This window comes from Dyella japonica A8 (assembly GCF_000725385.1).
GTDB classification, from domain to species: domain Bacteria; phylum Pseudomonadota; class Gammaproteobacteria; order Xanthomonadales; family Rhodanobacteraceae; genus Dyella; species Dyella japonica_C.
Map to the genome: position 1 here is coordinate 3,587,834 of NZ_CP008884.1, position 22,832 is coordinate 3,610,665.

Genomic DNA, 22,832 nt, shown 5'->3' on the forward strand with positions numbered 1-22,832 from the left:
ATGTTTGATCGCCTGTTCGACAACGCCGTGGATATGCACGGCCAACGCGTTTCGCTTGCCGTCCGCGACGGGCGCTTCGCCGCCATCGCGCCCAGCTGCGATAGCTCGCTTGCGCGTGAGCGGATCGACCTCGAAGGCCGGCTCGTCCTGCCCGGCCTGGTCGACGGCCATATCCATCTCGACAAAAGCTTTGTCGGTGACCAGTGGCACCCGCACGTCCCGGTGACGTCGCTGCGTGCACGACTGGCCATCGAGAAGATACAGCTCGCTTCGGCACGGCCCGTGCGGGAGCGCGCGGAGGCGCTTATTGCACAGGCGGCCTCGTTCGGCACGACAGCGATGCGCTGCCATGTCGACGTCGATGCCACCACGGGCCTCTCCCACCTGCACGCCGTGCTGGAAGCGCGCGAGCGCTGGCAGGGTATCGTGGATATCGAACTGGTCGCCTTCCCGCAGGCCGGCATCATCAGCTGCCCGGGTACCGCGGACGTGCTGGACGCGGCGATGTCGGCGGGCGCGCAGGTCATCGGCGGCATCGACCCGACCACGCTCGATGGCGACGCCAAGGCGCACCTTGACGTGGTATTCGGCATCGCGGAACGCCACGGCGTGAAGGTCGATATCCACCTGCACGAACCGGGCGAACAAGGCATCCGGCAACTGCTCGCCATCGCCGGGCGCACGCAGGCCCTTGGCATGCACGGCAGCGTCGCGGTGAGTCACGCCTACGCACTGGGCGAAGTCCCGCTCGACATGGTGGACCGCACGGCCGCCGCACTGGCCGATGCGGGCGTGGCCATCATGACCAATGCGCCGGGCGACCGGCCGTTTCCTCCGGTGATGCGCCTTCGCGATGCCGGTGTCCACGTGTTCGCCGGCAACGACAACATTCGCGATGCGTGGTGGCCCTACGGCAATGGCGACCTGCTGCAGCGGGCCATGCTGATCGGTTACCGCTCCGGCTTCCATACCGATGATGCCTTGCACGTGGCGCTCGACATGGTCACGCATGCCGGTGCCCGCGTGATGGGCCTGCAGGACTACGGCCTTGCCGTGGGCCACGAGGCGACGTTCGTGATCGTGGATGCCCCCAACAGCGCGGCGGCCGTGGCCGGTGTACCCGCTGACCGTACTGTCGTCAGGCGCGGCGTGTGGGCTAACCGCGATACCGCTCCAGCATCCGGCCCAGTTCCGTTGCGAGTGCCTTGACCACAGGATCGGCCGTTGGCCGGTGCAGCAGGGCGATGTCCATCGTTTCGATGGGTGGCAGGCCCTGTCTGCGCGTCAGCACCACGTGTTCGGCCGTCACGGCACGCGCCGGAATCAGGCTGACACCCAGACCACCGGCCACGGCGGACTGTACGCCGAACAGGCTGGAACTGGTGAAGCTGATGCGCCACGTCCTGCCCTGCCCCTCTACCGCCTTGACCATTTCCTCGCGATACAGGCCGCGCGGCGGAAAGGCCACCAGCGGCAGCGGCTCCTGACCGACGGCAGGGTTCTTCACGCTGTCGATCCACACGAGCTTTTCGCGCCAGCGCGCTACCGCTTCGCGGCTGTTGCGGCGCTGCTTGACGATGACCAGGTCCAGTTCGCCGTGATCGTAGCCATGAGCGAGATCCCGGCTCAGCCCGGTGGTCACTTCCAGCTTCACATGGGGATGCCTGCGATTGAACGAGGCGAGCAAGGCCGGCGTGCGGCCGACGACGAAGTCCTCCGGCACGCCCAGCCGTACCGTCACCGCCGCGGCGGTGCCCGCCAGCGCGTCCAGCATCTCGTCGTTGAGCGCCAGCATGCGCCGCGCGTAGGCAAGCAGTTTCTCGCCCTGGTCGGTAGGGCGCACGTCGCGGTTGCCGCGCACCAGCAGCGGGTGGCCAGCCATGTCCTCCAGCCGGCGGATCTTCTGGCTCACCGTCGACTGGGTGGAATGGAGGCGCGCGGAGGCCGTGGTGAAGCTGCCGCAGTCAGCCACCGTGACGATGGCGCGCAGCAGGTCCAGGTCGAACAGCGCCCTATTTGGTTTTGCACTGGTAGTCATTCAAATATTTGGCTTCTAAATGACAGGACCGACTTCTAACATCGATCGACGCACCGGGCAACGCCCGCTTTCCCGCCACGAGGAACACCACGCGTGAAGAAGCTTCTTTCCGTCGCCATCGCTTCGGCGATGGCCCTGGCCGCCCCGGCCTTCGCCGCCCCGTCGGCGGGCGACGTGATCATCCGCCATGCCAACGTCGTCGACGTCGAGCACGCCAGGACCATCGAAGACCAGGCCGTAGTGCTGCGCGGCAATGACATTGTTGCCGTAGGCAACGACAGCGACATCGCCAAGGCATGGAAGGCCAGCCTTACCGTCGACGGCGGCCACCGCTACCTGATTCCCGGCCTGTGGGACATGCACGTGCATTTCGGCGGCGGCCCGGACCTGATCGACGAGAACAAGGCCTTGCTGCCGCTGTACGTCGCGCATGGCATCACCACCATCCGCGACTGCTCCGGCGACCTGCCCGAGCAGGTGCTGGCCTGGCGCGGGGAGATTGCCGACGGCACGCTGTTCGGTCCGCAGCTCTTCAGCTCCGGTGCGAAGATCGAAGGCATCCACCCGGTCTGGAAAGGCACCATCGAAGTCGGCAGCAAGGCGGACGTCGACGCCGCGTTCGTGAAGCTGAAGAAGGACAAGGTCGACTTCGTCAAGATCACCGACAGCACGCTGGATCCGCAGCTATTCCTCTACGCCGTGTCCGAAGCGCACAGCTTCGGCATGCGCTCGTCTGGCCACATCCCGATGGCGTTGACGGTGGAACAGGCCGTGGATGCCGGCATCAGCTCGATCGAACACATCGACTATGCCTACAAGGCGGGCGTAAAGGACGAAGCGGCCATCGCCGCGGACTTCGCCGCCGGGCGCATCACGCGTGCCGAAGCCAACAAGCGCCTGGATGCCGGCTTCGACAAGGCGACGGCGATGAAGGCGTACCAGTTGTTCCGCGGCAAGGGCGTCTTCGTGACGCCCACGCTCAACGGTGGTCGCGTGCTGGACTTCCTGGATACGGACAACCACGCGAACGATCCCTACCTCGCCTACATCGGCCCCAAGCTGCGCAAGACCTACGACTGGCGCATCGAGCGTGCCGCCAAGGCGACGCCGGAGCAGATTGCGGCCCGTCACGAGCACTACGGGAAGCTGGCCGCCGTGCTGCCGATGCTGCAGCAGGCGGGCGTCACCATCATGGCGGGCACGGACGCGGGTTTCCTCAATTCCTTCGACTATCCGGGCATCGGCCTGCACGAAGAACTGAGCCTGTTCGTGAAGAGCGGCCTGACGCCGGCACAGGCGCTGTCGTCCGCGACGCGTGCCGGCCCGGCATGGTTCGGCAAGCTGGACCGCTACGGCGCCGTGGCCACCGGCCATGCGGCCGACCTGGTGCTGCTGAAGCACGATCCCCTCAAGGACATCGACGCCACGCGGGATATCGACACGGTGATCATGCGGGGCCACGTGTATGACCGCCACGCGCTGGACGGCATGCTCGAGCAGACCCGCGCCAAGGTGGCCGCATGGAACCAGCACGCCGCGCAATAACCGCGTGAGGTGACCTGTCACCCCGGCAGGCGCACACGGCGGGTGAAAAAAGGCCGGCACCATGCCGGCCTTTTTTCTTCACGCGGCACTGCACGAGGCCGGACCGACAATAAGCCGCCAGACGCCGGGCCAGGATATCCCGGCGGCCTCCGGTGAGCGGCAGAGGTAACCCGCGGCCGCCATCCGACGAAGTCAGGACATCCCCCCTGTCGTTCCAGGAGCGCCGCATGACCGATCCGTCCCGACCGCCGCCGTCACGCCAGCCCTGGAGGTGGGCGGTGATCGGCCTCGCCGTCACGGCGCTCGCCGCCGCCTTTGCCTATGTCGCCGGCTGGATCACGCCGCAACGCGTGACCTCGCATCGCATCGTGGATGCCTTGCAGGCGGGGGGCATCCATCCCGGCTTTCGACGCAACCATGCGAAGGGCGTGTGCGTGGCCGGCTACTTCGAAAGCAACGGCGCGGCAGCGGCCTATTCCAAAGCGAGCGTGTTCGCGTCGGGGCGCACGCCGTTTGTTGGCCGCTTCGCCCTGCCCGGCGGCAATCCTTATGCGCCTGACAGCAGCGTTCCCATCCGCAGCTTCGCCCTGCGCTTTTCCCTGCCAAACGGTGAGCAGTGGCGCACCGGCATGAACAGCATGCCGGTGTTCCCGGTGGCGACGCCGCAGGCGTTCTACGAGCAACTGGTGGCGACGCGCCCTGATCCGGCGACCGGCAAGCCCGATCCGAAACGCGCGGGGGCGTTCTTCGCCGCCCATCCGGAAACCGGCGCGTTCCTCGCCTGGGTGAAGACGGCCAAACCGTCGGCCAGCTACGTCACCGAAACCTATGAAGCGCTCAACGCGTTCTACTTCGTCGACGCCATGGGCAAGCGCCATCCCGTGCGCTGGAAGGTCACGCCGGAAGCCAGCGACGATGCGGGCACCGGCCCGCAGGCCGGCGACCCGGATTACCTCGCGCACGACCTGCAACAGCGGCTGGCGCAGGGGCCGCAACGCTGGCATCTGCGCGTGACGCTGGGCGCGCCCGGCGACCCGACCAACGATGCGACGAAGGTGTGGCCGGCGGACCGTCACGTCATCGACGCCGGCACGCTGGTGATCGAAAGCGAACAGCCGCAGGACAGCGGCCCGTGCCGCGACGTGAACTACGACCCCACCATCCTGCCCTCGGGCATCGAGATCTCCGACGACCCGCTGCTGCCGGCGCGATCTTCCGCCTATGCGGATTCGTATCTGCGCCGCACCAGCGAGGAAGCGCATGTGCCCGGCGCCGCGCACGCCACGTCGCCTTCGGAGCATCCGTGATGAACACCACCAACGCGTTCCACCCGCTCGCGCGGGCGCTGCACTGGATCATGGCCGTGCTCGTGCTGGCCATGCTGTTCATCGGCGTGGGCATGGTGTCGACCGTGTCCGGCAAACACACCTGGCTGCTGGCCATCCACAAGCCGCTGGGCGCGGCCATCTTCGTGCTGGCGCTGATCCGCCTCGCCGTGCGCCTGCGCTTTCCGCCACCGCCCTTGCCCGCCGACATGCCGCTGCTGATGCAATTCGTTGCACATGCCTCGCACTGGGTGCTTTATGCCTTGATGCTCACCCTGCCGCTGGTGGGCTGGGCGATGTTGTCGGCGGGCGGCTATCCGATCTCGCTCGGCGGCTCGCTGCACCTGCCGCCGCTGCTTGCGGCCAACGGCGAAACCTTTGCCTGGTTGCGCGAAGCGCATCGGTACCTGGCGTACCTGCTGTTTCTCACCGTGCTGGGACACATGGGTGCCGCGCTGTACCACGGCCTGATCCGGCGCGACGACGTACTGCCCAGCATGACGTTTCCGCGCCATTCCCGCCCGGAGCCGCCACGCATCGTCGAGCCGGCGCCCATGCCGGCCGAGGCCGAGCCAACGGCAATCGAACCGCCGTCGCAGGAATAACGCTCGCACACACCGTGCCGGCTGATCGCCGGTGTCGCAGGTACCCATCACTTGCGATGCCGGCTGTCAATAGTATGATTCATGTCATACAAGCAGCACGGAACGACCATGCGCTACGACGCCGAACACAAACAGAAAACCCGGGCCAAGGTGCTGGACGTGGCCGCCAAGGCCATCCGCCAGGAGGGGCCTGAGCGCATCGGCGTGGCCAGCGTCATGGCCGAGGCCGGCCTCACCCACGGCGGCTTCTATGCCCACTTCAAGTCGAAGGATGAGCTGGTGGCCGCGGCCATCGAGCGGATGTTCGAGGAATCGGCCGCGCGCCTGAGGCACGAACTGGACGGCCGCGATCCCGCCCACGGCCTGGCGGCCTACATCGACTTCTATCTGTCCAGGAAGCATCGCGACGCGCGCGGCGCCGGCTGCCCCATGGCCGCACTGGCGTCGGATCTGCCCCGGCTGCCCGAGGAAACACGCGCGCTGTTCGCCAGCGGTGCGCGCCGCCTCGCCGATGCGCTGGCGGAAACCTTCACCGCGATGGGACGCGCCGAACCGCAGGCACTCGCCCGCTCGACGGTGTCCGAACTGGTGGGCGCGCTATCGCTTGCCCGCGTGGAAACCGATGCGAAGCGCTCGGACGCCATCCTCGCCGACTCGCGCCAGTTGCTGAAGCAGCGCCTGGGACTGGAACAGGCCCCATGAGCATGATCACCGAGATCGGCCATGGGCTGGACGGGCTGGACCAGCTGCGCGCCTTCATCGCCTCCGGCAAGCGCCCCGGCATCGGCGACTCGCTGGACTTCGACCTGGTCGAGGTCGGCGACGGCTTCGCCGTGTTCGAAGGCATGCCAGGCCCACATGCCTACAACCCCATGGGCGTGGTGCACGGCGGCTACTTCGCCACCCTGCTCGACTCCGCCTGCGGCTGCGCCGTGCATTCGCGGCTCACTGCGCAGCAGGCGTATACATCACTGGAACTGAAAGTCGCCTTCCACAAGGCGATGACGCGCGACAGCGGCCGCATCCGCGCGGAAGGGCGCCTGCGCTCCATCGGCCGCCGCGTGGCGTTCGCCGAAGCGAGCCTGCTCGATGCGGAAGGCAGGCTCTACGGCTCCGCGACATCCACCCTGCTGGTGTTCGACCGCTAGCGCGCGCGGGCCCGCATGGCCCGCGTGCGCGCCGCTCGCGTCGCGCCTGCTATACGCGAAACAGCGCCTGTCCGCCCCGCCTTCTTCGCGGATGCCTTGTGCTTGGTCTGACGTACCCGATTCGCGGGCACGTCGTTACCGGCCGGCTTTTCGTCGTGCACGTCCTTGCGGATGCGCGCCAAGGCTCGTTCAGTTGGCATCTCGCGGCTCCGCCCATGGGAAGCGGCCATGCTGCCGCGGCCACCGTGAAAGACGGAGCAAATAAACCTCAAAATCCCGGGCGAGTGTTGGTGTGCGTAGCAGAAGGCATTGCGACGGCGTTCGACCATGCTGCGATGCGCGCCTGTCAGAACCTATTCCGAATCCTGCTCAAGCGCCCACTTCCCTCACCGCCATCCCCACTCCCCTCACCGTCATCCCCGCTTCCCTCACCGTCATCCCCGCGAAAGCGGGGATCCAGTGCCTTTAAGCGAGTGCCGCAAAGTGCCAAAGTCGCTGGATCCCCGCTTTCGCGGGGATGACGGTGAGGGATGAACGTTCGTCATGGCGAAATAAAGCGCCGGTCGCAAACAGGCGCTCACGCCAGCGCGAGGCCCTCACGCCAGCGCGCTGTCCTCGGCCGTATCCTCCGCCGCCACGAAGCCCCCCGTCTGTCGCTGCCACAGGCGCGCATACAAACCGCCGCGCGCAATCAACTCGGCATGCGTACCGGTTTCCACGATCTGACCCTTGTCCATCACCACCAGGCGATCCATGCGTGCAATGGTGGAGAGACGGTGCGCGATGGCGATCACTGTCTTGCCGCGCATCAGCACTTCCAGGCTGTCCTGGATGGCCGCCTCGGCATCCGAATCCAGCGCGGAGGTGGCCTCGTCGAGGACGAGGATGGGCGCGTCCTTCAGCAACACGCGCGCAATCGCGATGCGCTGACGCTGGCCACCACTGAGCTTGACGCCACGCTCGCCGACATGGGCGTCGTAGCCGGCGCGGCCTTCGCCGTCGACCAACTGCGGAATGAATTCCTCCGCGCGCGCCTTGCGCACCGCGTCGACCACCTGCGCCTCGCTGGCGTCCGGACGTCCATACAACAGGTTGTCGCGGATGGAGCGGTGCAGCAGCGAGGTGTCCTGCGTGACCACGCCAATCTGCGCACGCAGGCTTTCCTGCGCCACCTGCGCGATGTCCTGTCCATCGATGAGGATGCGCCCGCCCTCCAGGTCGTACAGCCTGAGCAGCACGTTCACCAGCGTGGACTTGCCCGCGCCCGAGGGGCCGACCACGCCGATCTTCTCTCCGCCGCGCACGGTCAGGTTGAGCCCGGAGATCACCCCGCCCTTCTTGCCGTAGTGGAAGTGGATGTCCTCGAAGCGCACGCCGCCCTCGGTGACCTCCAGCGGCATCGCGCCGTCGCGGTCCTGCACGGTGCGTGGCTTTGAAATCGTCTCGATGCCGTCCTGCACGGTGCCCATGTTCTCGAAGATGCCGTTGATCACCCACATGATCCAGCCGGACATGTTGTTGATGCGGATGACCAGGCCCGTGCTTAGCGCGATGGCGCCCACCGTCACCTTGCCCTGGCTCCACAGCCACAACGCCAGCGCCGAGGTGCCGACGATAAGGAAGCCGTTGAGCGTGGTGATGGTGGCGTCCATCGCCGTGGTCAGCCGCGTCATGGCGCGCATGCGCTTGATCTGCTCGCCCATCGCATCGGCAACGTATTGCTCCTCGCGTTGGGTGTGCGCAAACAGCTTGAGCGTGAGGATGTTGCTGTAGCCGTCCACGATGCGCCCCATCAGGCGCGAGCGCGCCTCGGACTGCCGCCAGGAGCGCTCCTTGGTGCGCGGCACGAAGTAGCGCAGCGTGGCCACGTACGCCACCAGCCACACGATCAAGGGCACGGCCAGCCAGTAGTCCGCCTTGGCGAACATGACGATGGCGCTGCCGGTGTAGATCGCCACGTACCAGATGGCGTCGACGATCTGCACCGCCGATTCGCGCAGCGCGCCGGAGGTCTGCATGATGCGGTTGGCGATGCGGCCCGCGTAATCATTCTGGAAAAAGCCCAGGCTCTGGCGGATCACGTAGCGATGGTTCTGCCAGCGGATGCGGTTGGTCAGGTTGGGCACGATGGCCTGGTTCACCAGCAGGTCGTGCAGGCCGATCAGCACCGGGCGCGCGATCAACGCCACGAAGCCCATCCACAGCAGTTGGTTGCCGTGCAGGCGGAAGAAATCCCTGACCGGGGCGCCTTTGGCCATGTCCACGATGCTGCCGATGAAGCCGAACAGCGACACTTCCACCAGCGCCACGCCGAAGCCCACCACCAACGCGGCGGCGAACACCGGCCAGACCTGGCGCAGATAGAACACGTAGAACCGCCACACCGACTGCGGCGGCATGCCGTCGACGGGCTCCTTGAACGCGTCGATCAGCGATTCGAACCAGCGGAACAGCATGGGGTCGTCCTTGGGGTGGTGCCTGGGGATACATCGTGGGTGAAGGCATGGTGGGGGTGTTTCAAGGTTTGTTCTGTCATGGCGAAGGAGTGCTTCGCCATGACCCGGTACCGAGGCGCTGGATTCCGGCCTGCGCCGGAATGACGGTCATGAGGGTAATCCGAGGCTTACAGCTCGCGACTCCGTTGTGGCATCCGAAAGACGCCTGATCCAACGTGCGAGAGACGCCGTGCTTATCCCACTCCGGAACCGTTTTGACCGTCATTCCGGCGCAGGCCGGAATCCAGCGCCTCGTGGACAGTCGAGCCACAACCTCCCCAACGCCCCTTGTATTCCCCAAAAGTTACGATATATCTTAAGACTGTTACTTACGATATATCGGAGTCTGTCATGGGATTTCATCATCTGTTTGGCCGCCACCATCACCACCACGGCTGCGACGGCCGCGAGGCCTGGGCCCGTGAGGCCATGGGCATCGGCCGGGGCCGGGGGCGCCGGGGGTTCGGCGATGACGAGGGCGAAGGCGGCTGGGGTGGCATGGGCGGTCGTTTCCGGGGTGGGCGCGTGTTCGGCCACGGCGACCTCAAGCTCATCCTGCTGGCCCTGATCGCCGAGCAGCCGCGCCACGGTTACGAGCTTATCCGCACCATCGAGGAGATGTTCGACGGCGCGTACGCGCCCAGCCCCGGCGCGGTCTACCCCACCCTCACCCTGCTGGAGGAACTGGGCCACGCCAGCGTGCAGAGCGACGATGGCAAGAAGCTCTACACCATCACCGAAGCGGGCAAGGCGTTCCTCGCCGAGAACAAGGAGGCCGTGGACGCGGTGATGTCGCGCATGGAGCAGACGGCCAGGATGTTCGCCCGCGCCGCCGCGCCGATGGCACTGCGCGAAGCCATGCACAACCTCAAGCGCGCCCTGTTCATGCACGGTGGCCCGTGGAACACCGAGGAAGTGAAGCGCATCGTCGACATCATCAAGCGTGCCGCCGACGAGATCATCAAGGGCAAGAAGGATGCCTGAGCCCCTGCCCTCCGCGCCGGCCGGCATCCAGCAGCTGCTGGCGCGGGTGGGCATGCGCGCCACGCCGCCGCGCCTGGCGATCTGGCGGGCCCTGCACGACGCCAGCGACGAACCCGATGCCGTGGCGCTGCTGTGCCTGGCGCAACGGATCGAACCACGCACCAGCCTCGGCACGGTGTACCGCTTCCTGCGCGAGCTGGAACAGCATGGGCTGGCCAGTTCACGCCCGGTGGCGCATCAGCGTTCGCGCTGGCGGCTGGGCGCTTCGGCGGCATCGACGGCGAAGAACGAGGCCGCCGTTGCTGCCGTCGCCCGCCTTGCGGCGGCGTTCGGCTATCGCCTGGTGCCCGCGGCCTGAGTCAACGCATCAGCGTCGCACGCTGCCGCGACGCGAGGCCAACCGGTCGGCCAGCCGCGTCGGCTCGGGCAAGCGGTAGGTCGTATTGAAGGCCAGCACCAGTTCAGGCGCGGTCGCCATGCTCACGCGGTGACCCGGCGAGACAATCAACGGCCGGACGCGATCCTTGCTGCGCAATACGCAACCGATCACCTCGCCCTTGTGTTCAAGCGGCTGGCGATCACCGCGATGCGGCCCGACGTCCTCATGCGTGCCCACCAGGATCGACTTCGCCACGCCGATGGTCGGCAGGCCGGTGACCACGCCAAGGTGTGCCGCGATGCCCAGCCGTCGCGGATGCGCGATGCCCTGGCCGTCGACGAACACCAGGTCAGGCGACTCCGGCAATTCAGAGAGAGCCTGCAACAGCGCCGGGAGCTCGCGGAAGGAAAGCAGACCCGGGATATACGGCATCCGCGTCGGCTGCCGCGCGACCACCTCGGCCAGCGGCGCCAGCGTTCGCGCGTCAAGCAGCACCGCTGCCGCGCGCGTCACGGTGCCGCCGTCTTCGAACCCCACGTCCACGCCGGCCACGCGCCGCAGCGGCGGATAGTCGTCCTCCAGCCGCACCCGTGCCGCCAGTTCGGTCTGCAGCACGCGCGCCTTCGCCACGTCGCCATTCCAGACGGGTGCTGCATGCGTCATGTCGGTCGGAGTCATCACGACAGCGTGAATGCCCGGGAATCAACGAACCGTCAAGAGTTGCCTTCCGAGACATTTATTCATTGACCGGTTCAGGGGCGGGCCCGGATCATGCGCCGCATGCCTATCTTGTCCCGCTTCCTGCTGATCCTCCTCCTCGCCATCGCCGGCGCGTCTCCCGTGTCAGCGCAGGATGCGCAAGGCAGTGCGCAGATCCAGCAGGCACCACTCGCCACGCCGGACCAGCTGAGCACGCAGCTGGACAAGATCAAGCAGACGCTCACCGACAAGACCAAGCTCACCGACGACATCCTCACCGCCGCACGCACCAGCGCGCAGAGCGTGCAGCAGCAGGCCGACCAGCTCACCACCAGCCTTGCGCCACAGGCGGATGCGCTGAAGGCCAAGCTCGACGTGCTGGGCCCCGCGCCGGAGAAAGGCGCGCCGCCGGAAGCGCCCGAGGTGGCGAGCCAGCGCAAGCAGCTGCTGAAGGACCAGACCGACCTCAACGGCCAGATCACGCAATCGAAACTGCTCAGCCGCGACAGCCAGCAATTGCTGGCGGAAATCGGCGCGCTGCGGCGCGATCTGTTCAATGCGCAGATCAGCCAGCGCACGGCCTCGCCGCTGAGCACCGTATTCTGGAGCCGGCTTGCCCAGGCCCTGCCGGACGACCGCGCCAACTTCGGCGTGCTCTGGCACGCGGCGAAGGGCGCCATCGCGCAGGCATGGCAGCCAGCCAACCGCCTGCCGTTCATCACCTGCCTGCTGGCCGCCATCGCGCTGATCGCGGGCGGACGCCGGCTTCTGGAACACCAGTTGCTGGAGATGGCCGCGCACTACCTGCCGTCGGGTCACTTGCGGCGCAGCGCCATGGCCCTACTGGTGACCATCGCCACCATGCTGGTCTACGGCATCGGCGCGTGGCTGATCTACCTCGCGGTGAACTGGAACGGCGCGTTCGACGCCGAGCTGGACGAGCTGGTGCGTCCGTTGGTCAACCTGATGTTCTACGTGGCAACCATGGCCGGCCTGGGTCGTGCCCTGCTGATGGTCAGGCACCCGTCATGGCGCCTGCCGCCCATCTCGGACGATCTGGCCAAACGCCTGCGGCCCTTCCCGTCACTCATGGCCTACAGCGCACTGCTGCTGGGCATCATCGAGCGCGTCACCAATGACATCGGCGCGAGCCTGGCCACCACCATGGCGGCCAACGCGCTGGCCGCCACCCTGATCGGCGGCCTGGTGGCCTATGCGCTCATGCTGATGAGTCGCGCCCGCCGCGCGATGCTCGCCAGCGGCGGCAAGCCCGCCGAGCGCCCGCTATGGGTCGGGCTGCTGGTGCTGTGTGCCTTCCTGGGCATGCTGATCACCCTGCTGTCCGTGCTGACCGGCTACATCGCGCTGGGCTTCTACGTGGCCCGGCAGATGATACGCGCGGGCTTCCTCATCGCCGCGCTCTACGTCTTCATGCACCTGATCAACGATCTGTGTGAATCGCTGCTGTCGCCGGAATCGCGCGCGGGCCAGCGTATGCAGGACAACTTCGGCATCGCGCCGGCACGTCTGGAGCAGGCGGCAACCGTGCTGTCCGGCGTCGGTCGCGCGTTCCTGCTGCTGCTCGCCATTCCGCTGATCCTGGCGCCCTATGGCGCCGGCCCCAACGAGTTGATGGATCGCGGCACGCGCATCTTCAGCGGACTGTCGGTGGGTACGCTGACCATCAATCCGACCAGCATCTTCAATGCCGTGCTGATGCTGGTGGTGGGCGGCATCATCGTGCGCCTGTCCAAGCGCTGGCTCAGCCAGCAGCTGCTGCCCAAGACCTCGCTGGACGTGGGCATGCAGATGTCCATCGTCACCCTGCTCGGCTACGTCGGCGGCATCCTCGTGTTCGTGCTGGTACTGGGCGCGCTCAAGGTGGATGTGCAAAGCATCGCCTGGGTGGCCAGTGCGCTGTCGGTCGGCATCGGCTTCGGCCTGCAGGCCATCGTGCAGAACTTCATTTCCGGCCTGATCCTGCTGGCCGAGCGGCCGGTGAAGGTCGGCGACTGGGTGAGCATCAGCGGTGTGGAGGGCGACATCAAGCGCATCAACGTGCGCGCCACCGAGATCCAGCAGAGCGACCGCTCCACCGTGATCGTGCCGAACTCTCAGTTGATCACCCAGAACGTGCGCAACGTGACCCTCGCCAACGCGCAGGGCCGCGTGCAGATCCGCCTGCCGATGCCGCTGAGCAGCGATGCGGGCAAGGTGCGCCAGATCATCTTCGATATCCTGCGCAACCATCCCGTCACACTGAACACGCCTTCGCCCAGCGTGACGCTGGACAGCGTCGATGCGGGTTCGATGATGTTCGTGTGTACCGCCTACGTGGGCAACCCGCGCGAGGCGGGCACGGTGAAGAGCGACCTGCTGTTCGAGATCATCGACCGGCTGCGCAAGGCCGGCCTGCCGCTCACCACGCCGCAGGACATGGTGGTACGAACCATGCAGCACGATCCCGCCACCGCACCCCAGCCGCCCACCACGGTGATCCCGGGCCAGAAAACCTGACACGCGCCTTCCATCGGCCTAGACTGGACGGGTCGCCGGAGACAGCCGATGGGACACCTTGCCGTCGTACCCGCACCACCGCTCGACGCCCTGATCGCCCGCCTGTGGGATTGGGACATGCCGCCGGCTGCCCATCACTATGAGCGCGTGCTGCCGGTGCCGGGGGCCGCGCTGATCATCAACCTCCACGAAAGCGAGACCCGCGTTTACAGCGACGACGCGGAGCGGCGCTGTGTGCGCTCCGCCGCCTCGGTCATCGGCGGCCCCTGCCTGCGCAGCCAGATCATCGATACCGCCGAGCAGGTGCGCGTGATGGGCGCGGTATTCCGCCCCGGCGGCGCCCATGCCCTCACCGGCGAGCATCACGAAGTGCTGGTGAACCAGGACATCGGGCTGGAGGATATCTTCGGCAGCAGCGCGCACGCCCTGCGCGAACGCCTGCTGGACACGCCGCGCCCCAGGGAACGACTGGCCCTGCTGGAGCGATGGCTGCTCGACCATATGCACACGCCCCGGCTGGCGTCCGAAGTGCTGTATGCACTCAGAGAGATCGGCGCACGTCCTCAGGTGGCGCGCATCGGCGCACTGGTGCGCGATATCGGCTGGTCCGAATACCGCTTTGGCCGCCTGTTCCGTCGGCAAGTGGGCATGGGCCCCAAACGATATGCGCGACTCATGCGCTTTCGTGGCGTGGTGGACGCGGTGTACTGCTCGGCCAAGGTGGACTGGAGCAGCGTGGCCGCCGATGGCGGCTATGGCGACCAGGCGCACCTGGTGCACGAGTTCCGCGAGTTCGCCGGCATGACGCCCACGGCGTTCATGGCCGCGCGCGGCCCGTACCCCAATCATCTCCCGCTGGACTGACCAGCCCCTCGCATGGGGTTGCGGGATGGCACCCTGTGCGCGACGGTTCCCGCAACGACGCATGACGTCGACCGAGCGTCGCGCACAAGGTGCGCTCCCACAAAAAGACCGTCAGGGCCGACCGCTCTCCTTCACCTTTGCCATGGCATCATCACTCACCCTTGCGAGCTTCTCCGCCATGCCCAGCGACCTGTTCTCTCCCGCTCCCGCCCAGGGTCCTGCTTCGCGCATCCGTACCGGCATCGGTGGCTGGAACTTCGCGCCGTGGCGCAACAACTTCTATCCGGCGGGACTGGTGCAGCGGCGCGAGCTGGAATTCGCGAGCCGGCATCTACGCGCCATCGAGATCAATGGCACCTACTACGGTGCGCAGAAACCGGCGACGTACGCGAAATGGGCATCTGAAACGCCGGACGGATTTATCTTCTCGCTGAAGGCGCCGCGCTACGTCACCGAGGGCAAGCGGCTGGCCGATGCCGGTCGCGGCATCGATGGCTTCGTGTACGGCGGCCTCGCGGAATTCGGCGACCGGCTGGGCCCCGTGCTGTGGCAGTTCACCCCCTCGCGTGCGTTCGACGCGGGCGACCTGGCCGCCTTCCTCGACCTGTTGCCCCGCGAACTCAACGGCCAGCCCATGCGCCACGTGCTGGAAGTGCGCCATCGCAGCTTCCTCGACGAACGCTACGTGGAGCTTGCACGCTCGTATCGCATCCCCACCGTGTTCACCGACTCGCCGCAATACCCTTCGCTGGCCGACCTGACGGGCGACTTCGCCTATGCGCGGTTGATGCGCAGCGAGTCGCATCTCGAGTCCGGCTATGCCACCGCCGACCTGGATGCCTGGAGCACCCGCGCGCACGCCTGGGCCAACGGACAGGACCTGCCGGAACTGCCGCATTCGGCAACGCCCCGGGAGCCGCAGGCGTCACGCGATGTCTTCATCTACTTCATCAGCAGCGCCAAGGAGCGCAATCCCGCGGCTGCCATGGCGTTGCAACAGCGCGTCGACACCGCCGGCTGAGGCCAGCGTGCCGGCGCGGACCGGAAGCTTTAGCGCAACACTGACTACGTATCACCGTCGGCACCCGTTCTATCTGTTCGCAGGCCTCAGGACTGTTGGTAAGGCACATGGACAGACAGGACGGGCCCACTCCATGAAATCGCAAGCATGGGTGATGTCTGGAAGGCTCGCTGGCTGCGCTGCGAGCCCGTCTTGCCCGCGCCACGCGGCGCAGCCAGCGAGTCTTCCAGACATCATGACGACGGTGATACTTAGTCAGTGTTGCCCTAAACTCGCGCCACTTTGCCGAGGCCCCCTGCCATGCGCTCACTGAAACCCCTGCTCTTGCTGGTCGTGCTGGCCATCGCAGCGTTGCTGTGGGGCCGTCACTCGCCCGAACCATCGCCCGGGAACACCCTCGCGCCGCACGCCACCACGACGCAGAACGCGCCGACGGCCCGTACCGCAGCGACGGCCACGGGCGAGCTGCCATCGTTCCTTCCGCCGGAGGCGGCGGACACGCTGCGTCGCATCGCCAGTGGCGGCCCGTTCGAGCACCGGCAGGACGGCGTGGTGTTCCAGAACCGCGAAGGCCGGCTCCCGGCGCAACCGGAGGGCTATTACCACGAGTACACCGTGGACACGCCAGGGCTCGACTACCGGGGCGCGCGGCGCATCATCACCGGCGGCACGCCGCCGCAGCTGTACTACTACACCGACGACCACTACCGCACGTTCCGCCAGTTCGAGGTATCCCGATGAGCGCGCAATTCGATCTCGATTTCGGCGATGCCGAAGACGGCGGCATCTTCTTCGTCACCAGCGAGGATCTGGAGCCCCTTGGCGAAGCCGCCGGCATGCAGGGCCTGCGCGTATGCCGCATCAGCCTGGCCGACTACACCGACCGCGAGGCCTTGTTCGACCGGCTGACCCAGGCGCTGCGCCTGCCGTCGGATTTCGGCCGCAACTGGGATGCGCTGGCCGACAGCATGCGTGACCTCTCCTGGCTCAAGGCCACCGGCTACATCCTGCTGTTCGATCACGCGGAAGACATGCGCGACCGCAACGAGGATGACTTCGACATGCTGCTCGACATCCTCGAGGACGCTGTCGACTACTGGCAGGAAGCCCCCGCCCCGTTCTTTGTATTCTTCGCGCTGCCCGAAAGCGCCTTCGACGACACCGATGCCTGACACCATGCAAGAACTCGATTTCGAACTCGACCGCGACTACGTCGAACTCAACCAGCTGCTGAAACTGGTGGGCCTGTGCGACAGCGGCGGCGCCGGCAAGGCCATCGTGGCCAGCGGCGCGGTCTACGTGGACGGCGAACAGGAACTGCGCAAGACCTGCAAGATCCACGCAGGCCAGGTGGTGCAGGTGGAGGATGTGGTCATCCATGTGAATGGGTTGGACTAGGCGGGACAGACAAGACCCCGCCACCTCGTTGTGGGAGCGCACCCTGTGCGCGACCGCAGCGCCGCGTCATCACCGCTCCGTTGGCTTGTCGCCCACAGGGTGGGCTCCCACAGGAGAGCCCGTGCGCCCCGTCTCCCGGTGGCGCCCCAAAACAGCGAGAGGGCCTACACTGTCTCTGGCATCGGCAACGCATCGAGCGTCGCATCCAGCAATGACGACACCGGCAGGCGAAGTCCGAACTGCTCCTCCAGCACGCGCTTGATCTCCTCCGTGGTCTGCAAGGTCCGGCGCACGGACTCCTGCCCCAACGCGTGCACGACGAACTCACGGTTGCGTAGCCCGAGGCGGCGATCGGCCAGCGTGCGCGCAACGATCAGCGAATGCAGGAAATGGGACTCCGGATAGGTCGAGGTGAAGTGGTTCGCCACGACATAGTCGATGCGTTCGGCGTCCTGCAGGCGGAAACGGTACAGCGTGCGCCACTCATCGCGGACCAGCGCCTGCGTGCGCCATTGCGTGCCATCCGTGATGAGCCGGAACGGTTCCAGCGACGTGGGTTGTGCCTCGTCGACCACCAGTCGTAACGCACCACCCAGGGCCATGCTGCCGAAGCCCACGTCGGCCAGCCAGCTTTCGCCTTCCACCTCCACGCGCAGCAGCATGTGCGTCTGCGCCACTTCGGCATCCTCCGGCTTGTTCCACAGCACGCGGGCGATCAGGCCCGAAACGTCGAACCCGATGGCCCGCAGCACTGCCAGGAACAGGCCGTTCTGCTCGAAGCAATAGCCGCCGCGCTGGCTGTACACCAGCTTGTGCTCGATCGCGGCCAAGTCCACCGACACCGGCGTGCGCAGCAGTGGATCGAGGTTCTCGAACGGAATGGCGGCGATATGCGCCGTGGCCAGCGCGCGCAGCGTGGCCACGTCCACACGGGGCTCGCGGGTAAAGCCGATGCGCTGCAGGTAGCCGTCGAGATCAAGCCGATGCGACATGGGGATGTCCGCAGGATGGGGAGCCGCACCATAACACCGCCTTGGCGCCGCGTTCGCACGCCAGGAGTCATACCGTAGAGGTAACCGGAGGCGATCCGGCAGCGAATAAGGAAGCAGAGCCCGCGCCGGCAGAGGCGGGTCGTGCCGTCCCTCCTTTCGATGGAGCGTTCCTTCATGAGCATCCGCCGATTCACCTGGTTTTCTCCCCTCGCCGGCCTGCTGCTGATGGCGGGCGTCAGCGCCTGCACGCTGGCGACGGCCGGCAGCGACCACGCGCCGCTCCCCGACCCCGCGGTCGATGCCGCCCCGGCGCAGGGCGATCAGGTCGCCGTGCTGGCCGGTGGGTGTTTCTGGGGTCTGCAGTCCGTGTTTGAGCACGTCAAGGGCGTGAAGAAAGTGTCGGCGGGCTACTCCGGCGGTGCGGCCAACACCGCCGAATACGACCGTGTCAGCGATGGTGACACCGGCCACGCCGAGTCGGTGAAGATCGTCTACGACCCCAGCAAGGTCAGCTACGGCCAATTGCTCAAGGTGTACTTCTCGGTCGCCACCGACCCGACCCAGCTCAATCGCCAGGGCCCGGATGTCGGCACGCAGTACCGCTCGGTGATCTTCTACGGCAACGACGACCAGAAGCGCGTCGCCACCGCCTACATCGCCCAGCTGGGCGCGGCCCATGCCTTCGCCGCCCCCATCGTGACGCAGGTGGTGCCGCTCAAGGGCTTCTACGTCGCGGAGTCCTATCACCAGGATTACGCCAGGCGGCACCCCGACGAGCCGTACATCGTGTTCAACGACGCCCCCAAGGTGGCTCACCTCAAGCAGCAGTTCCCCGCGCTGTACCAGCCCGACCGCGACGTGGTCAGCGTGATGCTGCACTGACGCCCCGGGGGCGTCAGCTGGCCTCGGGTGGCACCAGGCGCAGGTGCGAGCTGCCCTGGCGCCGGCCGGCGTTGAGCAGCTGGGCGATGACGGCAGGCTCCACCGGGCGCGAATACAGGAAGCCCTGCCCTTCGACGCATCCCGCGCGCAGCAGGAAACGGTGCTGGTCTTCGGTTTCGATGCCCTCGGCGATCGGGCTGATGTCCAGGCGACGGCACAAGGTCAGCATGGCCTCGACGATGGCGCCGTCGCTGCCGTCGTCCGGCAGGCCGGCGACGAAGCTCTGGTCGATCTTCAGGTAATCGATGGCGCGCAGCTTCAGGTAGCTCATCGAGGAATAGCCGGTGCCGAAGTCGTCGATGGCCACGCTGACGCCCAGTGCATGGAGCGCATGCAGCGTGCGCTCCATCTCCTCGCCCAGGCGAAGGATCGCGCCCTCGGTGATCTCCAGCATCAAACGCTCGGGCGCCAGCCGGCGTGCCTGCAACAGCATGCGGATCTCGTCCACGAAATTGGCCTGGCCGAACCAGTTGGCGGACACGTTCACCGCCATCCGCAAGGGCGGCAGGCCGGCCTGGTCCCACGCGTACATCTGTTCGCAGGCGGCCTGCAGCACCCACTGGTCGATGCGTCGGATCAGGCCCAGTTTTTCCGCCATCGGAATGAACTCGCCCGGCGAGATCAGGCCGCGCTGCGGGTGGAACCAGCGCAACAGGGCCTCTACCGCCACGATGCGCCCGGTGCGCATCTCGATCGTCGGCTGGTACACCAGCCGGAATTCGTTTTCGGCCAGCGCCTTGCGCAACTCCGACGCCAGCGCGATACGACGGCGTGCATCGGCCTGCATGCGCGGCGAATAGAAGCGGAAGGCGTTGCGCTCCTCGGTCTTCGCCGCGTACATGGCCGCGTCGGCGTTGGTGATGAGGGTGGGCACGTCGGTGCCGTCGAGCGGAAAGCAGGCAATGCCGATACTGGCGCTGAGCGCCAGTTCGTAATCGCCCACCCCGAACGGCGCCGCCAGCACGGTGAGCAGGCGCCCCGCCAGCGCGCTGGCCTGTTCACGCGAGTGAAGGTTCGGCAACAGCACGGTGAATTCATCGCCGCCGATGCGACCGGCCACCCCCTTGTCGCCCAGCTCGTAGGCGATGCGTTCGGCCACCTTCACCAGCAGCTGGTCACCGATGGCGTGGGTGTAGCTGTCGTTCACGGCCTTGAAGGCATCCAGGTCGATGAAGACCACCGCCGCCATGCCGCGGTCGCGGTCGGCTGCATTCACCGCCTGCACGCAGCGCCGCTCGAACTCGGCGCGGTTGGCCAGGCCCGTCAGCGTGTCGTGCGCCGCCATGTATTGCAGGCGCTGCTCGTTCGCCTTGGCCGCGCTGATGTTGTTGATCACGGCGACGTAGTGCTGCACTTCGCCGTCCGGACTGCGGATGGCGCTGATGCTGAGCAGTTCCGGATAGCTGGAGCCGTCCATGCGGCGGCTGCGCACTTCGCCGACCCAGTTGCCCTCGGCCTCGATGATTTCCCAAACCGAGTCGGGCAAGGAGGTACCGTCGGGCAGGCAGCGCAGGTCGTCGAACTTCAGGCCTTGCAGGGCCTGCACGGTGAAACCGGTCATGCGGATGTGCGCCGCGTTCACCCGCGTCACGCGCCGGTCGGCCTCGGCGATGATCACGCCCTCGGCAATGCTGGCCAGCGCTTCGGATGCAATGCGCCGCTGCTGCTCCAGGTTCACGCGCTCAGTGATGTCGCGCATGATCGACTGGCGCACGCTCTGGGTGCCCCAGTGCGTGACGCTGCTGCGCATCTCCACGGGGCGCAGTTCGTCGTCCGGCCCGCGCAGCTCGCCGGTCACCGCGCCGTCGGCCCGGTGCAGCAGCGGGATGAAGAACGACGACAGCTGCTCGCCCGCAAGGTGGTCCACGTCGCGTCCCGTCCACTGCAACGCCGTGCGGTTCGCGTCCAGGATGCGGCCGCTTTCCTCCTCGATCATCAGGATGGCGTCGGCGGCGCTGTTGAACAGCACGCTGTAGCGCTCCTCTGTGCCGCGGATACGCAGCAGGATGCGCCGGGCCGTGCGCATCCACAGCAACGACGCCACGAACGCGGAGAGGAATACCGCCGCGAACAGCACGCGTCCCAGCCAGGTGGCGCCTTGTGCCACCTCAAGGGAAAAACCGTTGGTCAGCGGCTCCAGCTCGTGGTTGAGCCCGTTGATGCGGTCCATCTGCCACTGCAGCCACGCATGCTCGGGCTGTCCTCGCGCGTAGGCCTCCGCCAGCTCGGTCGCGACACCGTGGAGCTGCAGCAACGGGCCATCCGCCTGGCGCCACAGCGCTACCGCCTCACGCATGTGCGGCGCGCCGATGCAATAGCGCAGCATGAAGATCATCCCGGGCTCCGCCTGCGGGAGGATCTTGCCGCGCTGGAAGGCCTGGTGGATCTGCGCGCGGTCGTAGTGGCCCGAAGCGATGGCGTCGCGGGCCCAGCCGTCCGACCTTAGCAGCGCATAGTTCCCATGGAAGGCGGCCAGCCGGGCGGCATCGCCGGTTTCGGCGTAGCCGAGCAGGTCAACCACCGCCTGCTTCTGTGCCTTGCTCCAGACACTCTCGCCGTTGAGGAAACCGGCGAGAGTGACCTGGACCTGGGTGGTTCCCCAGGTGAGCATGAGAATCAGGCCGATAACAGCCACCAGCCCATAGGCCAGTGGCCTCAAGCGCCGGGACAGCGGTCTTGGAGAGGTGCTACGGATCAAATCCATGGCGTCCTTTTACACGACCACCTCATAAACCTACATCGTGTCCCGCCACGCTGTCGACGACGGGCTTCCCTTACGCCGCCTGCTCCTCCACTGCACCCACCGTGTGCTGCATGAGGCAGCGCTCCAGGCCGTAGTGCAGGCTTACATAACTACGCTCGATGCACTCACGAACGTGCTCCACTTCCTCCGGGGCGGGCTGGCTGCCCATGAGGGTGCAAACGATCTCCAGCGCCTCCCACGGATGAGTATCGTCATAAGCCGCGTGTAGCTGAAGCCAACGCAGGGTGGCCTTGCGACCGGCCTCCGGCAGGCTGTTGGCGTATGCCACGCTGTCGTAGACCTTCTGGGACCATTCCCCAGTCACGCCTTCGATGGCGTAGTTGGTGGCCGCAATGCCGGCGGCCAGGCTGTCCCGGCCGCAGACATCGTGGCACCAGTCCGCCGCCGTCTGGGTACCGCGCGGCGGCATGCCGTCAAGAACGTCTTCACGCGGCACGCCGGCACCCTCCGCCCAGTCCAGCCAATACTCCGCATGGTTCTGCTCCACGCGGATATTACGTACCAGCCAACGTCGTGCCATGTTGTCGCCGGCGCTCCTCCCGTAGCGGGTCTTGAGCAGGCTCAGGGCCATGAAGGACGGGAAACGCTCGATCAGCGACCAGGTACCCACCATGAAGTTGTGCATGGTCTGAAGGTCGATGCTGCCGTCGCTCATCATGTCCCACATCACATGATCGCGAACGCTCCGGCGGGCGGGTTCGCAGGCTTCAACCATGTCACGCGCCCACTTGGGGTAGCTGGACAGTTCGGTCAGCGAGCCGGTGCGTACAGTGTTGGTGTTCATACAAAGTTCTCCAATGGTCAATCAGGGAGTGCCGCCAGACCCTGCCGGCGGCCCGGCGCGTGCCGCGCCAGGCCTTCAGTGTGGTCACGCCTTGGAGAGCTTGAGAACGGTCCACGCGTGGATGGACGCCACGACGACGCCAACAAGCTGATAAATAAACGAAAATAGATGACATGAAGGCCATCGCAAAAGGCCGGGACGCCAGAAAAATGGCGCCAAAATCGTGACGAACGTCACCTTATTGACGTCGACTGCCGCACAAAAAAGGCGGCATTGCCCCCGATCAACCCTATGGGACATCGATGGCGGGGAAGCCAGCCTGGCCACCAGGC

The 22,832-nt window shown here is 66.6% G+C and carries 21 protein-coding genes; 15 read left to right on the forward strand and 6 right to left on the reverse strand.

From position 1 onward, the window contains the following. Nucleotides 1–1,209, forward strand: coding sequence for an amidohydrolase family protein (locus HY57_RS14995; protein WP_019466711.1), 1,209 nt, complete (start codon nucleotides 1–3; stop codon nucleotides 1,207–1,209). Here the strand turns inward: HY57_RS14995 and HY57_RS15000 are convergent. Next, nucleotides 1,157–2,038 carry a LysR family transcriptional regulator gene (locus HY57_RS15000; protein WP_019466712.1) on the reverse strand — a complete coding sequence of 294 codons (882 nt, stop codon included), beginning with the start codon at nucleotides 2,036–2,038 and terminating at the stop codon, nucleotides 1,157–1,159. The genes HY57_RS14995 and HY57_RS15000 overlap by 53 nt on opposite strands. 129 nt (nucleotides 2,039–2,167) lie before the next feature. On the opposite strand from HY57_RS15000, the gene HY57_RS15005 reads away from it, so the two are divergent. From HY57_RS15005 to HY57_RS15025, 5 genes are all read left to right on the forward strand, one after another. Beyond that, complete coding sequence (locus tag HY57_RS15005) at nucleotides 2,168–3,583, forward strand: amidohydrolase family protein (protein ID WP_050997967.1); 1,416 nt, start codon at nucleotides 2,168–2,170, stop codon at nucleotides 3,581–3,583. Nucleotides 3,584–3,810: 227 nt separating this feature from the next. Further along, nucleotides 3,811–4,890: a catalase family peroxidase gene (locus tag HY57_RS15010; RefSeq protein ID WP_026034173.1), complete on the forward strand. Its 1,080-nt coding sequence runs from the start codon at nucleotides 3,811–3,813 to the stop codon at nucleotides 4,888–4,890. Then, nucleotides 4,890–5,513 carry a cytochrome b gene (locus HY57_RS15015; protein WP_019466715.1) on the forward strand — a complete coding sequence of 208 codons (624 nt, stop codon included), beginning with the start codon at nucleotides 4,890–4,892 and terminating at the stop codon, nucleotides 5,511–5,513. The genes HY57_RS15010 and HY57_RS15015 overlap by 1 nt, the downstream gene beginning before the upstream one ends. Nucleotides 5,514–5,621: 108 nt before the next feature. Beyond that, complete coding sequence (locus tag HY57_RS15020; protein WP_019466716.1) at nucleotides 5,622–6,215, forward strand: TetR/AcrR family transcriptional regulator; 594 nt, start codon at nucleotides 5,622–5,624, stop codon at nucleotides 6,213–6,215. Continuing rightward, nucleotides 6,212–6,661 (forward strand): PaaI family thioesterase, encoded by a 450-nt coding sequence (locus HY57_RS15025; protein ID WP_019466717.1) that lies wholly within the window; start codon nucleotides 6,212–6,214, stop codon nucleotides 6,659–6,661. The genes HY57_RS15020 and HY57_RS15025 overlap by 4 nt, the downstream gene beginning before the upstream one ends. A gap of 596 nt (nucleotides 6,662–7,257) precedes the next feature. Here HY57_RS15025 and HY57_RS15030 read toward each other — a convergent pair. After that, nucleotides 7,258–9,114: an ABC transporter ATP-binding protein gene (locus HY57_RS15030; protein ID WP_026033983.1), complete on the reverse strand. Its 1,857-nt coding sequence runs from the start codon at nucleotides 9,112–9,114 to the stop codon at nucleotides 7,258–7,260. 393 nt (nucleotides 9,115–9,507) lie between these two features. Here HY57_RS15030 and HY57_RS15035 point away from each other — a divergent pair, with 393 nt between their 5' ends. Both HY57_RS15035 and HY57_RS15040 read left to right on the forward strand, forming a co-directional pair. After that, nucleotides 9,508–10,140 (forward strand): PadR family transcriptional regulator, encoded by a 633-nt coding sequence (locus tag HY57_RS15035; protein WP_019465599.1) that lies wholly within the window; start codon nucleotides 9,508–9,510, stop codon nucleotides 10,138–10,140. Next, a complete protein-coding gene (locus HY57_RS15040) occupies nucleotides 10,133–10,498 on the forward strand; it encodes a Fur family transcriptional regulator (RefSeq protein ID WP_019465600.1) in 366 nt (121 codons plus the stop codon). The genes HY57_RS15035 and HY57_RS15040 overlap by 8 nt, the downstream gene beginning before the upstream one ends. A gap of 9 nt (nucleotides 10,499–10,507) precedes the next feature. On the opposite strand, the gene nfi is transcribed toward HY57_RS15040, so the two are convergent. Further along, nucleotides 10,508–11,197, reverse strand: a complete 690-nt coding sequence (gene nfi, locus HY57_RS15045; protein WP_026033984.1) for a deoxyribonuclease V — start codon at nucleotides 11,195–11,197, stop codon at nucleotides 10,508–10,510. 102 nt (nucleotides 11,198–11,299) lie between these two features. Here nfi and HY57_RS15050 point away from each other — a divergent pair, with 102 nt between their 5' ends. The 6 genes from HY57_RS15050 to HY57_RS15075 all read left to right on the forward strand — a co-directional run bounded on the left by HY57_RS15050 (nucleotide 11,300) and on the right by HY57_RS15075 (nucleotide 17,018). After that, the gene (locus HY57_RS15050; protein ID WP_019465602.1) at nucleotides 11,300–13,735 is read left to right on the forward strand and encodes a DUF3772 domain-containing protein; all 2,436 of its coding nucleotides are present in this window, start codon (nucleotides 11,300–11,302) and stop codon (nucleotides 13,733–13,735) included. 48 nt (nucleotides 13,736–13,783) lie between these two features. After that, nucleotides 13,784–14,599, forward strand: coding sequence for a helix-turn-helix domain-containing protein (locus tag HY57_RS15055; RefSeq protein WP_019465603.1), 816 nt, complete (start codon nucleotides 13,784–13,786; stop codon nucleotides 14,597–14,599). 142 nt (nucleotides 14,600–14,741) lie between these two features. Next, nucleotides 14,742–15,620: a DUF72 domain-containing protein gene (locus tag HY57_RS15060; protein WP_430536787.1), complete on the forward strand. Its 879-nt coding sequence runs from the start codon at nucleotides 14,742–14,744 to the stop codon at nucleotides 15,618–15,620. A 300-nt stretch (nucleotides 15,621–15,920) separates the two neighbouring features. Then, the gene (locus HY57_RS15065; RefSeq protein ID WP_019465605.1) at nucleotides 15,921–16,361 is read left to right on the forward strand and encodes a ribonuclease domain-containing protein; all 441 of its coding nucleotides are present in this window, start codon (nucleotides 15,921–15,923) and stop codon (nucleotides 16,359–16,361) included. Further along, the gene (locus HY57_RS15070; protein ID WP_019465606.1) at nucleotides 16,358–16,792 is read left to right on the forward strand and encodes a barstar family protein; all 435 of its coding nucleotides are present in this window, start codon (nucleotides 16,358–16,360) and stop codon (nucleotides 16,790–16,792) included. Before HY57_RS15065 ends, HY57_RS15070 begins: the two co-directional genes overlap by 4 nt. A gap of 4 nt (nucleotides 16,793–16,796) precedes the next feature. After that, complete coding sequence (locus HY57_RS15075; protein ID WP_026033985.1) at nucleotides 16,797–17,018, forward strand: RNA-binding S4 domain-containing protein; 222 nt, start codon at nucleotides 16,797–16,799, stop codon at nucleotides 17,016–17,018. 164 nt (nucleotides 17,019–17,182) lie between these two features. Here the strand turns inward: HY57_RS15075 and HY57_RS15080 are convergent, their stop codons facing one another. Continuing rightward, nucleotides 17,183–18,010, reverse strand: a complete 828-nt coding sequence (locus HY57_RS15080; RefSeq protein ID WP_019465608.1) for an arylamine N-acetyltransferase family protein — start codon at nucleotides 18,008–18,010, stop codon at nucleotides 17,183–17,185. Nucleotides 18,011–18,184: 174 nt separating this feature from the next. Here HY57_RS15080 and msrA point away from each other — a divergent pair, with 174 nt between their 5' ends. Beyond that, nucleotides 18,185–18,892 carry a peptide-methionine (S)-S-oxide reductase MsrA gene (gene msrA, locus HY57_RS15085; protein WP_038581180.1) on the forward strand — a complete coding sequence of 236 codons (708 nt, stop codon included), beginning with the start codon at nucleotides 18,185–18,187 and terminating at the stop codon, nucleotides 18,890–18,892. Between the two features lie 13 nt (nucleotides 18,893–18,905). Here the strand turns inward: msrA and HY57_RS15090 are convergent, their stop codons facing one another. Both HY57_RS15090 and HY57_RS15095 read right to left on the reverse strand, forming a co-directional pair. Continuing rightward, nucleotides 18,906–21,656 carry a putative bifunctional diguanylate cyclase/phosphodiesterase gene (locus HY57_RS15090; RefSeq protein ID WP_038579911.1) on the reverse strand — a complete coding sequence of 917 codons (2,751 nt, stop codon included), beginning with the start codon at nucleotides 21,654–21,656 and terminating at the stop codon, nucleotides 18,906–18,908. 70 nt (nucleotides 21,657–21,726) lie between these two features. Further along, nucleotides 21,727–22,500, reverse strand: a complete 774-nt coding sequence (locus HY57_RS15095) for a TenA family transcriptional regulator (RefSeq protein WP_019465611.1) — start codon at nucleotides 22,498–22,500, stop codon at nucleotides 21,727–21,729. Between the last annotated feature and the right edge of the window lie 332 nt (nucleotides 22,501–22,832).

Coding starts and splice junctions, on each gene's coding strand:
- HY57_RS15080 (WP_019465608.1), bottom strand. CDS start 18,010: ATGTCGCATCGGCTTGATCTCGACGGCTACCTGCAGCGCATCGGCTTT.
- HY57_RS15040 (WP_019465600.1), top strand. CDS start 10,133: ATGCCTGAGCCCCTGCCCTCCGCGCCGGCCGGCATCCAGCAGCTGCTG.
- HY57_RS15095 (WP_019465611.1), bottom strand. CDS start 22,500: ATGAACACCAACACTGTACGCACCGGCTCGCTGACCGAACTGTCCAGC.
- HY57_RS15010 (WP_026034173.1), top strand. CDS start 3,811: ATGACCGATCCGTCCCGACCGCCGCCGTCACGCCAGCCCTGGAGGTGG.
- nfi (WP_026033984.1), bottom strand. CDS start 11,197: ATGACTCCGACCGACATGACGCATGCAGCACCCGTCTGGAATGGCGAC.
- HY57_RS15035 (WP_019465599.1), top strand. CDS start 9,508: ATGGGATTTCATCATCTGTTTGGCCGCCACCATCACCACCACGGCTGC.
- HY57_RS15020 (WP_019466716.1), top strand. CDS start 5,622: ATGCGCTACGACGCCGAACACAAACAGAAAACCCGGGCCAAGGTGCTG.
- HY57_RS15050 (WP_019465602.1), top strand. CDS start 11,300: ATGCCTATCTTGTCCCGCTTCCTGCTGATCCTCCTCCTCGCCATCGCC.
- msrA (WP_038581180.1), top strand. CDS start 18,185: ATGAGCATCCGCCGATTCACCTGGTTTTCTCCCCTCGCCGGCCTGCTG.
- HY57_RS15070 (WP_019465606.1), top strand. CDS start 16,358: ATGAGCGCGCAATTCGATCTCGATTTCGGCGATGCCGAAGACGGCGGC.
- HY57_RS15090 (WP_038579911.1), bottom strand. CDS start 21,656: ATGGATTTGATCCGTAGCACCTCTCCAAGACCGCTGTCCCGGCGCTTG.
- HY57_RS15075 (WP_026033985.1), top strand. CDS start 16,797: ATGCAAGAACTCGATTTCGAACTCGACCGCGACTACGTCGAACTCAAC.
- HY57_RS15065 (WP_019465605.1), top strand. CDS start 15,921: ATGCGCTCACTGAAACCCCTGCTCTTGCTGGTCGTGCTGGCCATCGCA.
- HY57_RS15015 (WP_019466715.1), top strand. CDS start 4,890: ATGAACACCACCAACGCGTTCCACCCGCTCGCGCGGGCGCTGCACTGG.
- HY57_RS15025 (WP_019466717.1), top strand. CDS start 6,212: ATGAGCATGATCACCGAGATCGGCCATGGGCTGGACGGGCTGGACCAG.
- HY57_RS15060 (WP_430536787.1), top strand. CDS start 14,742: ATGGCATCATCACTCACCCTTGCGAGCTTCTCCGCCATGCCCAGCGAC.
- HY57_RS15000 (WP_019466712.1), bottom strand. CDS start 2,038: ATGACTACCAGTGCAAAACCAAATAGGGCGCTGTTCGACCTGGACCTG.
- HY57_RS15005 (WP_050997967.1), top strand. CDS start 2,168: ATGGCCCTGGCCGCCCCGGCCTTCGCCGCCCCGTCGGCGGGCGACGTG.
- HY57_RS14995 (WP_019466711.1), top strand. CDS start 1: ATGTTTGATCGCCTGTTCGACAACGCCGTGGATATGCACGGCCAACGC.
- HY57_RS15055 (WP_019465603.1), top strand. CDS start 13,784: ATGGGACACCTTGCCGTCGTACCCGCACCACCGCTCGACGCCCTGATC.